We start from the raw sequence: 14,138 nt of genomic DNA on the forward strand, positions 1-14,138 counted from the left end.
GCGGGGTGCCCCACCGTCCATCCAGTGGCCTCGCACCGTCCGGTCACCGCAATACCGATTCCCCGTTGTGACACCACCGGCACCGGGATCCTATCAAGAGAACATGATTTTCATCAAATATACCATAAATCATAGTCGGACCACCTACTCCACACTTACGAGACGCTGACGCTCCCTACACAGGCCAGGTCCCCCTCCATACTGGAGGGCATACAGCCATGATACTTGGCGATATCTGATCTGCGATTTTTCGGACCCGGACCTATCACCACGTCTGGTATGCGGTCGTGCTCGGCATGGGCGTATCGTGCTCGTGTCATACCCTGATCGGGGGGCACAGGTCGGGCGATCATGGGTTGAAGGCGGCACGTCCTGGCGCCCCCCTTTCTCATTCACATCTGCCGGACGCATGCCTCCCGGCAGCCTGCCCGACGCGGCCAGACAGGCCACGGAGCGGGACACGATGGCGTGCCGTCCATGGGCCCTCGCGCCCGTCCTCCGAAGACACCCGGAACGGGGCGCATCGGAGGGCCAACGGACGTCGCGGTACCGCCCGCGCGGACACGAACCAGAAGGACGTTCGATGAAGAATCTCTCACTGTCCTGGCGCATCGCGTTGCAGGTCACGGCCGTGACCATCGTCGGCTTTGCCGTCTTCCTTTCGATCATCACCGCGCACCAACGCTCGTATTCGGAATCCGTGGGACGCCAGATCCTCGAGGAACGGGGCACCCGAATTGCAACCATGGTTCAGACCGTCATCGGGGATGCCCTCGCGACGTCCAGCACGATGGCCTCCGCCCTGACCGGCCTGCGCGCGGCAGGCGTCAGCGATCGGACGAGCTACGCCGAAGTCGTGCACAAGACCATCGGCGCCCATCCGCAGTTCGTCGGCGGCGGGCTGGGCATCGAACCCGACGTTCTGGGGGCGGACGCGGCCGCCGCCGGTCAGGGGTACAGCACCGAGGCCGGCCGCCTGGCGCCGTACTTCTACTGGGAGGGGAACACGGTGGCGTGGGAACCGCTCCTGATGGGCGAGGGCAGCGGCGCGGATGAGTGGTATGATCTGCCGATCCGGCTGCGCCGCCCCGTGCTCACCGACTCCTATTCCTATGAGATCGCGGGCCAGGCGGTCCTGATGACGACCGCGTCGGCCCCGATCATGGACGACGGCCGCGCCATCGGCGTCGCCACGGTTGATCTCGCGCTGACCGACCTGCAAGCGCAAATTGCCGCCGTCACGGTGTTCAAAACCGGATTCGGCGGCCTGTTGAGCGGCACCGGCCATTGGGTCTCCCATGCCGACAGCCGCCGCCTGCATGCGAATGTCGCCGATCCCGCCATCCAAGCCGCCCACCGCGCGGCCCTGCGCGGAACCGCGACCGTGAGCACGACGGACATCGGCGGGCGCCCCTTCATGTTCGCCACCCTGCCGGTCCGGTTCGAGGCCGCCGACGCGACCTGGGTGGCGTTCGCCGCCGCCCCCATCGCCGAGATCTTCGCCGCCTCCAACAGGCTGCAATGGAACATGATCCTGATCGGGTTGGGCTTCGTCGCCGCCACGATCATGGTTCTGCTGGTCATCGGCCGCTCCATCGCCCGGCCGATCACCCGCCTGACCGACGTCACGACCCAGATCGCCCAGGGGGACCACGGCCAGATCGTCAGCGGTATCGACCGGGGCGATGAGATCGGCGCCCTCGCCCGCTCGGTCGAGGTGTTCCGCAAGAACGTGATCCAGATGGAGGCGATGGAGGCGGAACAGGCCCAGGTCAAGGCGCAGGCCGACGCCGACAAGCGCGCCGCCATCCGCTCGCTCGCCGCACAGTTCGAAGCCAGCGTGGGCGCCCTGATCGCCACCGTGATGGACTCCGCGCACGCCATGCGCGCGTCGGCAGAATCCATGACCCAGATCGCCGAGCAGACACGTGGGCAGGCCCGCGATGTGGCCACGGGCGCCGATGACGCCTCGGCCAACGCTCAGACCGTCGCGGCGGCGGCGGAGCAGCTCGGCCATTCGGTCAGCGAGATCAGCCGCCAGATGGCGCACCAGTCCGGCGCCGCCGAGGAAGCCGTGCAGGCCTCGTCCAGCAGCAATCAGGCCATCCAGGGGCTTGCCGACAAGGTCGATGCCATCGGCAACGTCGTCAACCTGATCACCACCATCGCCGAACAGACCAATCTGCTGGCGCTGAACGCCACCATCGAAGCGGCACGCGCCGGGGATGCCGGCAAAGGCTTCGCGGTCGTGGCTAACGAGGTCAAATCGCTGGCCAACCAAACCGGCAAGGCGACCGATGAGATCGCGGCGCAGATCACCAGTGTGCAGGACCACTCCGGAACCGCCGTCACCTCCATCGCGGATATCAACGCGCGCATCGAGCGGATCAAGGAGATCTCGTCCTCGGTCGCCGCTGCGGTCGAGGAGCAGGACGCGGCGACGGCGGAAATCAACCGCAACACCCAGCAGGCGGTGACCGGCATTCTCGCCGTGTCGTCGGGCATTGCCGATGTGGCGAACGCGCTGGCACAGGTGGGCGACACGGCGGGCTCGGTCCTGTCGACCGCCGAGGAGGTCTCGCGCCAGACGGAAACGCTGTCGGACCGCGTCAAGGCGTTCATGGCGGACCTCAGCGCCCAATCGTAACGAAAACGCCTCCCCCGGACCGTCGGGGGAGGCGCTTCGTAACGGAGTATACCCGCCGTACCCGTGCACGGCCCTTGAACGGAGACATCCGCTCAAGGGCCGGTCTGTTTTTACAGGATGAACTTCGACAGGTCGGCGGACTTGGCCAGCGGGCTCACCCGCTCGCGCACCATGGCCGCATCGACCACGATGGTCTCGCCGCCCCGGTCCGAGGCCGTGAACGAGATCTCCTCCAGCAGCCGCTCCAGCACCGTGTGCAGGCGCCGGGCGCCGATGTTCTCGACCGTGGCGTTGATCTCGGCGGCCAGATCGGCGATGGCCAGGATGGCGTCGTCCTCGAACGCCAGGGTGACGTCCTCGGTCCCCATCAGCGCCTTGTACTGCTTGATGAGGCTGGCCTCGGGCTCGGTCAGGATGCGCACGAAGTCGTCCTTGTCGAGCGCCTTCAGCTCCACGCGGATCGGCAGGCGGCCCTGAAGTTCGGGCAGCAGGTCGGCCGGCTTGGCGAGGTGGAACGCGCCCGAGGCGATGAACAGAATATGGTCGGTGCGTACCGCCCCGTGCTTGGTGGCGACGGTGGTGCCCTCGATCAGCGGCAGCAGGTCGCGCTGCACGCCCTCGCGCGACACATCGCCACCGCCGCGCGCGTCGGTGCGCGCGGTGATCTTGTCCACCTCGTCCAGGAAGACGATGCCGTTGTCCTCGACGGCCGCGATGGCCTCCTTGACGACCTGATCCTCGTCGAGCAGTTTATCCGCCTCCTCGCGCACCAGGACCTCGTAGCTTTCCTCGACCGTCATGCGCTTGCGCTTGGTGCGCCCGCCCATGGCCTTGCCAAAGATATCGCCGAGATTGAGCATGCCCATCTGCTGACCCGGCATCCCAGGGATATCCAGCGTCGGCATGTTCAGGCCGCCGCTGTCGCGGACGTCGATATCGACCTCCTTGTCAGCCAACCGGCCCTCGCGCAGCATCTTGCGGAAGTTCTGGCGCGTGGCGTCCTTGGCGGTCTCGCCGACCAGCGCGTCAAGCACACGCTCCTCGGCCGCCGTCTCCGCCTTGGCATGGACGCGGCGGCGCATCCGCTCCCGGGTTTCGGTAATGGCGATCTCGACCAGATCGCGGACGATGCTCTCAACGTCGCGGCCGACATAGCCGACCTCGGTGAACTTGGTCGCCTCGACCTTCAGGAACGGCGCCTGGGCCAACCGGGCCAACCGCCGGGCGATCTCGGTCTTACCGACACCGGTGGGACCGATCATCAGAATGTTCTTGGGCAGCACCTCCTCGCGGAGGCCATCCGGGAGCTGCTGGCGGCGCCAGCGGTTGCGCAGCGCGATGGCCACGGCGCGCTTGGCATCGGACTGGCCGACAATATAGCGGTCCAGTTCGGAGACGATTTCGCGGGGACTGAAGGCAGACATGGCAGCGAGGTTCTTCCTGGCGAGCGGGTCGGTCGGGGGTGGTGCGTCGCGGCGGCCGGCCGGGGTCAGGCGGCGCCGTCCAGAGTCTCCACCACGAGTGAATGGTTGGTGTAGACGCAGATGTCGGCGGCGATCGCCATGGCCTTGCGGGCGATCGCCTCGGCGTCCATGTCGTCGCGGTCCGCCAGCGCCCGGGCGGCGGACAGCGCGAACGCGCCGCCGGAGCCAATGCCGATCAGACCGTCCTCCGGCTCCAACACATCGCCGTTGCCGGTCAGAACCAGCGACACGGACCGGTCCACCACCACCATCATGGCCTCCAGACGCCGCAGGTAGCGGTCGGTGCGCCAGTCCTTCGCCATCTCGACGCAGGCGCGCATGAGCTGGCCCGGGTGCTTCTCAAGCTGGCCTTCCAGGCGCTCGAACAGGGCGAAGGCATCGGCGGTCGCGCCCGCGAACCCGGTCAGCACCGCCCCTTCGGAGAGGGTGCGGACCTTCCGTGCGTTGGACTTCATGACGGTCTGCCCGAACGACACCTGACCATCGCCGGCCACCACCACCCGGCCGTTCTTGCGGACCGACAAAATCGTGGTGCCATGCCACTGAATGGGATCGTGCGCGGGCGCCGAGCTCATGGACGGGGGTCCTCCGGATCGAAAACTAGGGGTATTGAGTGCCGGCAAGACATGGGGCACACGACAGGGGCGGGCAAGGATAAACATCCCCCCAACCGCCGGCACGCGATCACCCCCCGCGCCCGCCGCCGCGCGGTCAGGCGGGCGCGTCCTCCGGCGCGTACACCTGCACCGGCGTGTCCACACCCCGCACCATGTGCGTGCCGAGGTCCCGCCACGGGCCGGGGTGGCGACTGCGGAAGGTGTCGCTGACGACAATGGTCTCGTCGAGGGTCCGGCACAGCCCCTCCACCCGCGCGGCCAGATTGGCGGCGGCGCCGATCACAGTGAACTCCAGGCGGGTTTGCGCCCCGATGTTGCCGTAGGTGACCCGCCCGACATGCAGGCCGATCCCGTAGCCGAGTGCCGGCTTGTCGATGGCCGCCCGCTCGGCGTTGAGGGCGATCATGCGCTGTCCGGCGTCGCGGGCCGCCGCCAGGGCCGCCTGGGGCGGGCGGGGATCGGCGGCGGCGGTATCCGCGGTTTCGAAGGGAAAGATCGCGAGCGCCGCGTCACCGATGTAACGCAGCACTTCCCCGCCATGGTCGAGCACGGCGCCGGCCATGGCGTCGAAATAGCCGTTCAGCGTCTCCAGGAAGCACGCCGCCTCCATGTTCTCGGCCAGGGGCGTGGAGCCGCGCAGGTCGCAGAACCACAGCACGGCCTGGATCGTCTCCCCATCGCCGCGCCGCACCAGCCCATCCAGCACGCGCGCCCCGGTCTGGCGGCCCAGGTAGGTCTGCATGAGCGTCAGCGCGGTGTGGCGCAGCGCCATGATCTCGACGAGTCGCGCCAAGGCGGGGGTCGCATCCTCAATGATCGCGAGTTGGTTCGGCGTGAACCCGTCCGGCGCCCGCGTGGACAGCGTGATGGCGCTGTTCCGACCATCGCCGCAGGGCAACGCCAGGGCGACGTAATCCGTGAAGCCCTGTTCCGCCAGATCGGTAAGGATCGGGTAGTCGCTCCGGGCCGCCGAGCCGGCCAGGCGGGCGCGAATCACGCTGCCCGGATTCGTGTTCAGGTCGTGGAACGGGCTGCGCAGATAGGTCTCGCGCTCCAACAGCGAATAGGCCCCCTCCCGCCGGTCTACGGGCGACCCGGGTTGCCAGATGAAGGCTACGCTGAACACCTGGGGATGCAGCACCCGCACGGCGAGGTTGATCCGGTCGACCGGCACCCCCATTTCCAACAACAACGGCCCAAGGCCGTTCAGCAGCCCCTCGGCAGAGTCGACCCGCCAGCCATCTTCCAGCAGCCAGCGGACCACCGCGTTGCGCCGCCATGATTCATCCCACACCGGCGCCGGAACCGCCGCCGGAGCCAGCATGTCACCTTCCAACATCGTAAATTCTCCGCGGCGTCCGGCCCCCGGTCCTATGCCGTTCTTTTGTGTCCTCGGGGTATGTTCGGGGGGTGGATTGTTCGGGGGACGCCCCCGTCTGGCGCCCCCGACGCCGATCCGACCCGGCTCTAAGGTAGGACGCCCACCGGCCATTGCCCAGGGGCCTTCATCACGATGGCGTGCACCAGCCTCGCGATCATCGTCCGACACACGACACGCGGGTTCCTGGACAGGCGGGGCGATGACGGGCTAAACAGGGCCGAACCGCTGGTCAACCGGCCAGAGGCGCGGTCCCGACCGACCGTTTCCCATAACTCGAGAGGATCAGGCCGTATGCCGACGACCAAGCCCCTCGTCGTGGTGACGCGCAAGCTTCCGGATCCCATCGAAACCCGCATGGCGGAGCTGTTTCGCGTCGAACTGAACCTCGAAGACCGGCCGTTCAGCCGCGAGGATCTGGCCACCGCCATGGGGCGCGCCGATATCCTGGTGCCAACGGTCACCGATCGGATCGATGCCGGCGTGCTGTCCCAGGCCGGGCCGAACCTGCGCCTGATCGCCAACTTCGGCACCGGGGTCGACCACATCGACGTGGCCACGGCCCACCAGCGCGGCATCACGGTCACCAACACCCCGGACGTGCTGACCGAAGACACCGCCGACATGACGATGGCGCTGATCCTGGCCGTGCCGCGCCGGCTGGTGGAGGGGGAACGCCTGCTGCACTCCGGCAACTGGGCGGGCTGGTCGCCCACGCACATGCTGGGGCACCGCATCTGGGGCAAGCGGCTCGGCATCGTGGGCATGGGGCGTATCGGGCAGGCCGTAGCGCGGCGCGCGCGCGGCTTCGGCATGGCGATCCACTACCACAACCGCCGGCCGCTCCATGCGGACATCGAGACAGAGCTGGAAGCCACCTACTGGGACAGTCTCGACCAGATGCTGGCGCGCATGGACGTGATCTCGGTGCACTGCCCGCACACGCCGGCCACGTATCACCTTCTGTCGGCGCGGCGGCTGAAGCTGCTCAACGGCTCCGCCTACATCGTCAACACCGCGCGCGGCGAAGTGATCGACGAGGCCGCCCTGGTGCGCATGCTGTCGTCCGGTGATCTGGCGGGCGCCGGCCTCGACGTGTACGAGCGCGCCCCGGCCGTGAACCCCAAGCTGCTGTCGCTCGACAACGTGGTCGCCATCCCGCACATGGGCTCGGCCACCATCGAGGGCCGCATCGACATGGGCGAGAAGGTCATTATCAACATCAAGACCTTTAGCGACGGGCACCGCCCGCCCGACCGCGTGCTGCCGAACCTGCTGTAACGGACAGACGCGGCCCGGACCGGTCCGAAAGAACACCGATGGCCCCCAACGACACCGACGACGACACCGTGCCGGGCGCGGACCTGTCCGCGACCCTGGACGCACTCGCGCCCGCGCCGCCGTGCGGGCATGGGCCGCGGCTGTTCGTCGCCGACCCCACGCTGGACGACGGCGCCGTGGTCACGCTGGAGGCGCCGCAGGCCCACTATCTCCGCAGCGTCATGCGCCGGGGGCCGGGCGATTCGGTGGTGCTGTTCAATGGCCGCGACGGTGAGTGGCAGGCCACCCTTGAGACGATGGCAAAGGCCTTCGCGACCGCCCGCTGCGCGATCCGGCTGCGGCCGCAATCCGCCGAGGGGACCGAAAACGGTGGGGTGGACGGCCCCTGGCTTTTGTTCGCCCCGCTGAAGCGCGGGCCGGTGGACCTACTGGCGGAAAAGGCGACGGAACTGGGGGTGGCCCGGCTTCAGCCCGTGATGACCCGGTTCACCACGGCCGCGCGGGTCAACGCCACCCGCCTGCGCGCCAACGCCATTGAGGCCGCGGAGCAGTGCCGGCGCCTCAGTGTACCGGAGGTAGCGGAGCCGATCACCCTGGCGCGCATCCCCGAGGGCTGGCCGGAGGACCGCCATCTGTTCGTGCTGGCGGAGCATGGCCATGCCGTGACCGCCGCCTCCGCCTTCGCCGCCGCCCGCGATGCGGGCACGCCCGCCGCCCTGCTGGTCGGGCCGGAAGGGGGCTTCGCGGACTCGGAACTTGACGCCCTGTGCCAACTGCCGTTTGTTACGCCCGTGCGCCTGGGACCCCGCGTTTTGCGGGCCGAAACGGCCGCCATCGCGGGGCTTACGCTCTGGCAGGCCCTCGCCGGCGACTGGCGCTGACCCCGTCTCCTCCCCAGATTGGGCCCAGATTGGTCCCCGACCCGCCCCAGAGTCAGGGGCACCCCCTCCCCGCGCTGTCCGATCGCGCCCTCCCGGAGTCTCGCCCGCATGTCCGCCCCCGCCCAAGCCAACGCCCAGCCCATCGAGGGCAAGGCCGACCTCGTTGCCTGGTTCGAATCCGGTTGCAAGCCGGCGGAGCGGTGGCGCATTGGCACCGAACACGAGAAACTCGCCTTTTCCGCGCGGGACTTCCGCCCGCTGCCTTATGAGCGGGACGCGCAGGGGCCGGGCATCCGGGACCTTCTGGAGCGTCTGGAGGCGTTCGGCTGGGCGCCGGTCGAGGAAGCCGGCAAGCTGATCGCGCTGTCCTGCCCCACCGGCGGCAGCGTAACGCTGGAGCCGGGCGGTCAGCTCGAACTGTCCGGCGCGCCCCTGACCACCATTCACGAAACCTGCGCCGAGACGACCGGACACCACCTGAACCTGAAGGCGGTGTGCGCGGAGCTGGGAATCGGCTTGATCGGGCTCGGCTTCAATCCGAAGTGGCCGCGCGAGACGGTATCCTGGATGCCCAAGGGCCGCTACGACATCATGCGGCGCTACATGCCGACCAAGGGTTCGCTGGGCCTCGACATGATGCTGCGAACCTGCACCGTGCAGGTGAACCTCGATTTTTCCAGCGAGGCCGACATGGTGCGCAAGTTCCGCGCCGGCATCGCCTTGCAGCCTCTGGCCACGGCCCTATGGGCCAACAGCCCGTTCACCGAGGGCAAACCCAACGGCTTCCTCAGCTACCGCAGCCACATCTGGACCGACACCGACCCTGACCGCTGCGGCATTCCGGCGTTCGTGTTCGAGCCGGGGATGGGCTTCGAGCGCTACGTCGACTACATGCTCGACGTGCCGATGTACTTCGTCTACCGCGACGGCCGCTATATCGACGTCGCCGGCCAGTCATTCCGGGATTTTATGGACGGCCGCCTGCCGGGCCGGCCCGGCGAGAGGCCGACGCTGGGCGACTGGGCCGACCACGTCACCACGGCCTTCCCCGAGGTGCGGCTGAAAACCTTCCTGGAAATGCGCGGCGCCGACGGCGGCCCCTGGAGCCGGATCTGCGCCCTGCCGGCCTTCTGGGTCGGCCTGCTGTACGACGGGCAGGCCCTGGACGCGGTGAGCCAGTTGATCCGCGACTGGACACCGGAAGACATCGCCGCGCTGCGCGATCAGGTTCCGGCGCACGGGCTGCGCACGCCGTTCAAGGGCCGCACCCTGGGGAACCTGGCCCTGGAGGTGCTGACCATCGCGCGGGGCGGCCTGGCCCGCCGTGCCCGTCTGAACACCCTGGGCCGGGACGAGACCTGCTTCCTCGACGTGCTGTTCACGATTGCCGAGTCCGGCCGCAGCCCGGCGGAGGACCACCTGGAGGCCTTTCATGGCCGCTGGAACGGCAGTGTCGATCCGATCTTCATCGAGTGCGCCTACTGATCCCCTCGCCGCGCTCCCCCAAAAAAAGGCCCGGGCCGCCATGTGGCAGACCCGGGCAAGGGGGGTATTGTGGAGAGAGAGAAGAAAAGTCGCCGTCGTCGCGCAAGAAAACGCGCCGACCGGGTCCCTTTCGGAACGACGGCCGACGTCCGCAGCCTTCGTTCCAGCGGCGATCATCTCGCCGCGCCATGGTGTGGCCGTGACCAAACCATGGAACGATCATGGCACAGTCACACCGTCTGACCACGGACCACGATCACACGTCGTCGCAACCATACCCAGGTGCGCGGCACAGGCTTTCCAGAACCCCCCGCCTGTGTCACAAGACGGGATGCGTGCCCCGCGCACCCCGCTGGTCGGTGCGCCGTTGGTCCTCTATCCGACCAGGGGACCGTCGCCTTAGGAGAACGCATGTCCCCACCGCTTCGTTCCGCCGCGCCGCCGCTGATCGTGCTGCCCGCGCGCATGGCCTCGACCCGCCTGCCGGGCAAGCCGCTCGCCGACATCGCCGGCCAGCCCATGATCGCCCACGTGGTCGCCCGCGCGCTCGATGCCCATGTCGGACCGGTCGTGGTGGCCTGCTGCGAGGACGAGGTGGCCCGCGCCGTCACCCGCGCGGGCGCGCGTGCCGTGATGACCGATCCGGACCTGCCCTCCGGCTCCGACCGCGTCTGGGCCGCCGTGCAGAGCGTCGATCCCGAGGGACGGCACGACCTCATCATCAACGTCCAGGCCGATCTGCCAACGCTCGACCCGGTGCTGATCCGCGATGTGCTCGGCCCCATGAGCGACCCGGCGGTGGACATCGCCACCCCGGTCGCGGTCATCAGCGATCCGGCGGAGATCACGGATCCGTCGGTGGTCAAGGCGGTGATGGCGCAGCGACGGGGCCACCGCGCCGGGCGGGCGCTCTACTTCAGCCGGCAGCCGGTGCCGCACGGCGACGGGCCGTTCCTGCATCACATCGGCCTGTACGCCTACCGGCGGGACGCATTGCGGCGGTTCGTCGCCTTGCCGCCTTCGCCACTGGAGACGCGGGAGCGGCTGGAGCAGCTTCGGGCGCTGGAAGACGGCATGCGCATCGATGCCGTGGTGGTGGACACCATTCCGCTCGGCGTCGATACCGAAGCCGACCTGGACCGGGCGCGTCGCATGCTTGGCGGCGCCGTGTCGGCATGAGCCCGAACGTCGGGCGCGCGCTGGGTCGGACCGGCTGGACCATCTCACCGCTGGGGCTCGGCTGCGCCAGCTACTGGGCCAAGCCGCGCTTTTCCGAGACCCGCGCCCGCGCCGTGCTGACGGCGGCGCTGGAGGCCGGGATCACCGTGCTCGACACCGGCGCGTCGTACGCCCACGGCCACGCGGAGCGGCGGCTGGGCCGCCTGCTGCGCGAGGTGGGGGCCGACCCGCACAGCCTGCTGATCGGCACCAAGGCCGGCACGGTCCCCGATGCGCGCGGCCGACTGGTGAAGGACTTCCGCCCCGCCACCGTCGTTGCCCAGGTGCGGGCCAGCCAGACGGCACTGGGGCTGGAACGCCTGCCGCTGTTGCAATTGCATGGTCCCGCGCCCGAGGACCTGACGGACGAGCTGCTGCGCGCGCTGGAGGACCTGCGGACCCAGGGGGACGTCGCCCTCCTTGGCATCAACGGCTTCGTCGACATCACCCGCCATGCCACCGGGATGGCCCCGTTCGATGTGCTGATGCCGTTCCTGAGCGTGATGGAACCGGACAACCGCGCGCTGGTCGCCGGCGCGGCCGCCACCGGACAGGGCGTGATGGTGGCCGGCCCCCTCGCCCGCATGGCCTTCGCCCCGCCCCTGGGGCGCTGGCTGACGCGGCCGAGCGGGCTGTGGTACCTCGCCCGCGCGCTACGCCACGGTCCCGGTCCACTGCTGCGGGCACGCGCTTTGCGGCCGGCGCTGACGGCGCCCGACTGGACACCCGCGCAACTCGCCCTGGCCTGGGTGCTGGAACAGCCCGGCGTGGCCTGCGCCGTGTTCGGCACCACCACGCCCGCGCATGTCACCGAACTGGCCGCCGCCGCGCGCCGCCCGCTGCCCGAGACGGTGCGGGACGCGATCGCGCGGGTTCATGGGGACCGGTAGCGGGCCCCGCTACCGGCACGCCCCCACACCCCCCTTGATCAGCGCATAGCCCAAGGGATGGGCGGCGGGACGCCCGGACAGCGCCAGCGCTCCGGTCGAGACGCCCACGATGGCCGAGTCCGGCAAGGCCGCGCCCTGGCCGGGAATGTCCTCCCGCAAGCGGTCGAGGCGATCCGGATCGTGCGCCGCCTCCCACAGCACCAGACAATCCCCCGGCTCCGACCGGGGCGGCGGCGCGAACGCGGCCTTCTGGGAGTCCAGCGGCTTGACGTAACGGGCCGGCGGCAGGTGCGGACGCAGGAAGATCATGGGGAAGCGGTGGACGCTCGACACCATCACCACCGTCCCGCCCGTGAAGCCGGCGTCCGTCAGGTCGGCGGAATAGGCCCCGTAGGGCAGCGCGGTGTTGCACTTGCCCTCGCAGGTGGCGGCGGTCTCGACGATCATGCGGGTCAGGAACACCGGCACCACCAGCGTCAGAACGACCGCCACCAGCGCGAACAGCCCCCGGGAGCGCGGCCCGGGCTCGCCGCGCGCGATCCAGGCGAACAGCGGCACGACGACCACAAGCAGCCCATACACATGGTGCGCGCCGATATCGGTCACCCCCGCGCCCACCACCAAACCGGCCAGGATGAGCAGCAGCAACACCGGCACCAGGGCGGCGAACACCAGCCGGTCACGCCGCACCGGCGCGACGCGCGCAGGGCGAACCAGCGCCCGCCAAACCGCCGGCGCGAACAGCAGCAACGCCAGTGCCACGGACGGCAACAGCACCATCAGGCTATGCTCGCCCAGCAGCGCCAGACCGCCCTTGATGCCCTCCAACGCCCCCGCGACCGGCGCGTCGCGGCCCATCTTGGCGTCGAACAGCTCCTGGAACGCGGACCAGTGCAGCAGCAGCCACGCATAGTGCGGCGCCGCGATCACGAAGGTCACCGCCGCGCCCAGGACCGCCCGTCCGGACAGCAGCACGCGCCGCGTGGTCGGCGTCAGCAGGCCGGCGAGGACGACCGCCGCCAGCAGCAGGGCGAAGTTGTACTTGGTCAGCAGCCCCAGGCCCGCGACCAGACCGGCGAGCCCCCAGTTGAGCCACGTCGGCCGGTCCAGCAGGCGCAGGGTCACCCACAGCAGGGCGAAGCCCGCCGCCGTCATCGCCACGGTGTGCGACAGGTTCAGGTGCGGCGCCCAGTTCCAGGCCACCAGCGCGGCCAGCGCCAGGCCGGCGAAGGTCGCCATGCCACGATCCGGCGTCAGGCGACGCGCCGCCGCCGTGGCCAAGGGATAGGCGGCGAACAGCAGCACGGCCACCACCAGCCGGGCCGACAGCAGCGTCGGCCCCACCGCCTGCACCACGAGCCAATGCAGCCAGATCACCAAGGGCGGGTTGAGCGCGTCGTACCCCAGCGCCAACGTCTGCGAGAACAGCAGCAGCTCCGCATCGTCGTTGCGGCCACCGGTCTGCAGGCCGACCTGGAGCGCCACCGCGACGCCGAGCATCAGCGCCATGAATCCGAACGCCGCGCCCGGCCGGCCGAACGCCCGGCCGAGGGCGGCGATCCCCCGCCATACCCTGTTCATCATACCATCCAGTGATCCAAGAATCGCCCCAGCCAGCGCCCCAAAGCCGCATCGTGCCGCAGTCGCCCAGCGCGATGGGCGGACGCATCGGTCGCCCCCGGCCATGTCAGCATGTCCGACGCCAGCCGCATCCAGCGTTCCATCATCTCGTGCGTGACCTCGGGATGGAACTGGATGCCGTACGCTTGGGGACCGGCCGCAAACGCCTGATTCGGAAACATGTCGCCGCGCGCCAGAAGCCGCGTGCCCGCCGGCAGGTCAAAGCCTTCCTTGTGCCACTGGTAGACGCCCATCGGGCCGTCGAACAACCCGAGCCGGTGGCCCTCCTCCGTCCCGGTCACCGTGTAGTAGCCGATCTCGACATGCTCCGACGGCGGGCGCGCAACCCGGGCGCCCATCACGCGGGCCATCATCTGCGCCCCCAGGCAGATGCCGAGGGTCGGCACCTCCGCCGTCATGGCGCGCTCGATCAAACCCAGTTCGGCCCGGATACCCTCCAGGTGGTCGTCGTTGGCGCTCATCGGCCCACCGAACACGACGACGCCGGCGTAGGCGCTCACGTCCTCGGGCAGCGAATCGCCGTGCAGGGGACAGCGCCGATCGAGCGCATGGCCGCGCGACCGGATCATGGCGCCGACCCGCCCGGGGTTGGAGTGGCGCTGGTGCACAACCAGCA

At 69.4% G+C, this 14,138-nt stretch carries 11 protein-coding genes; 6 read left to right on the plus strand and 5 right to left on the minus strand.

Annotated features, from left to right (window positions below; all coding sequences use genetic code 11):
• Positions 1 to 583: 583 nt before the first annotated feature.
• Positions 584 to 2,647: a methyl-accepting chemotaxis protein gene (locus GGD82_RS14125; protein ID WP_170284338.1), complete on the plus strand. Its 2,064-nt coding sequence runs from the start codon at positions 584 to 586 to the stop codon at positions 2,645 to 2,647.
• Between the two features lie 110 nt (positions 2,648 to 2,757).
• Here the strand turns inward: GGD82_RS14125 and hslU are convergent, their stop codons facing one another.
• From hslU to GGD82_RS14140, 3 genes are all read right to left on the minus strand, one after another.
• Positions 2,758 to 4,071 carry an ATP-dependent protease ATPase subunit HslU gene (hslU, locus tag GGD82_RS14130; protein WP_150062932.1) on the minus strand — a complete coding sequence of 438 codons (1,314 nt, stop codon included), beginning with the start codon at positions 4,069 to 4,071 and terminating at the stop codon, positions 2,758 to 2,760.
• A gap of 65 nt (positions 4,072 to 4,136) precedes the next feature.
• Complete coding sequence (hslV, locus tag GGD82_RS14135; protein ID WP_150062931.1) at positions 4,137 to 4,706, minus strand: ATP-dependent protease subunit HslV; 570 nt, start codon at positions 4,704 to 4,706, stop codon at positions 4,137 to 4,139.
• A gap of 136 nt (positions 4,707 to 4,842) precedes the next feature.
• Positions 4,843 to 6,087 (minus strand): adenylate/guanylate cyclase domain-containing protein, encoded by a 1,245-nt coding sequence (locus tag GGD82_RS14140; protein WP_170284337.1) that lies wholly within the window; start codon positions 6,085 to 6,087, stop codon positions 4,843 to 4,845.
• Between the two features lie 333 nt (positions 6,088 to 6,420).
• On the opposite strand from GGD82_RS14140, the gene GGD82_RS14145 reads away from it, so the two are divergent.
• The 5 genes from GGD82_RS14145 to GGD82_RS14165 all read left to right on the plus strand — a co-directional run bounded on the left by GGD82_RS14145 (position 6,421) and on the right by GGD82_RS14165 (position 11,881).
• Positions 6,421 to 7,407: a 2-hydroxyacid dehydrogenase gene (locus GGD82_RS14145; protein WP_150062929.1), complete on the plus strand. Its 987-nt coding sequence runs from the start codon at positions 6,421 to 6,423 to the stop codon at positions 7,405 to 7,407.
• A gap of 38 nt (positions 7,408 to 7,445) precedes the next feature.
• Positions 7,446 to 8,288: a 16S rRNA (uracil(1498)-N(3))-methyltransferase gene (locus GGD82_RS14150; RefSeq protein WP_150062928.1), complete on the plus strand. Its 843-nt coding sequence runs from the start codon at positions 7,446 to 7,448 to the stop codon at positions 8,286 to 8,288.
• Positions 8,289 to 8,396: 108 nt separating this feature from the next.
• Positions 8,397 to 9,773 (plus strand): glutamate--cysteine ligase, encoded by a 1,377-nt coding sequence (locus GGD82_RS14155; RefSeq protein WP_150062927.1) that lies wholly within the window; start codon positions 8,397 to 8,399, stop codon positions 9,771 to 9,773.
• A gap of 411 nt (positions 9,774 to 10,184) precedes the next feature.
• Positions 10,185 to 10,952 carry a 3-deoxy-manno-octulosonate cytidylyltransferase gene (locus GGD82_RS14160; RefSeq protein WP_150062926.1) on the plus strand — a complete coding sequence of 256 codons (768 nt, stop codon included), beginning with the start codon at positions 10,185 to 10,187 and terminating at the stop codon, positions 10,950 to 10,952.
• A complete protein-coding gene (locus tag GGD82_RS14165) occupies positions 10,949 to 11,881 on the plus strand; it encodes an aldo/keto reductase (protein ID WP_150062925.1) in 933 nt (310 codons plus the stop codon). Before GGD82_RS14160 ends, GGD82_RS14165 begins: the two co-directional genes overlap by 4 nt.
• A gap of 9 nt (positions 11,882 to 11,890) precedes the next feature.
• Here the strand turns inward: GGD82_RS14165 and GGD82_RS21450 are convergent, their stop codons facing one another.
• Both GGD82_RS21450 and GGD82_RS14175 read right to left on the minus strand, forming a co-directional pair.
• Complete coding sequence (locus GGD82_RS21450; RefSeq protein ID WP_170284336.1) at positions 11,891 to 13,465, minus strand: glycosyltransferase family 39 protein; 1,575 nt, start codon at positions 13,463 to 13,465, stop codon at positions 11,891 to 11,893.
• The gene (locus GGD82_RS14175; RefSeq protein ID WP_311731961.1) at positions 13,462 to 14,130 is read right to left on the minus strand and encodes a glutamine amidotransferase-related protein; all 669 of its coding nucleotides are present in this window, start codon (positions 14,128 to 14,130) and stop codon (positions 13,462 to 13,464) included. Before GGD82_RS14175 ends, GGD82_RS21450 begins: the two co-directional genes overlap by 4 nt.
• Between the last annotated feature and the right edge of the window lie 8 nt (positions 14,131 to 14,138).

Source organism: Roseospira marina (assembly GCF_014197855.1).
In the GTDB taxonomy this organism is placed as follows: domain Bacteria; phylum Pseudomonadota; class Alphaproteobacteria; order Rhodospirillales; family Rhodospirillaceae; genus Rhodospira; species Rhodospira marina.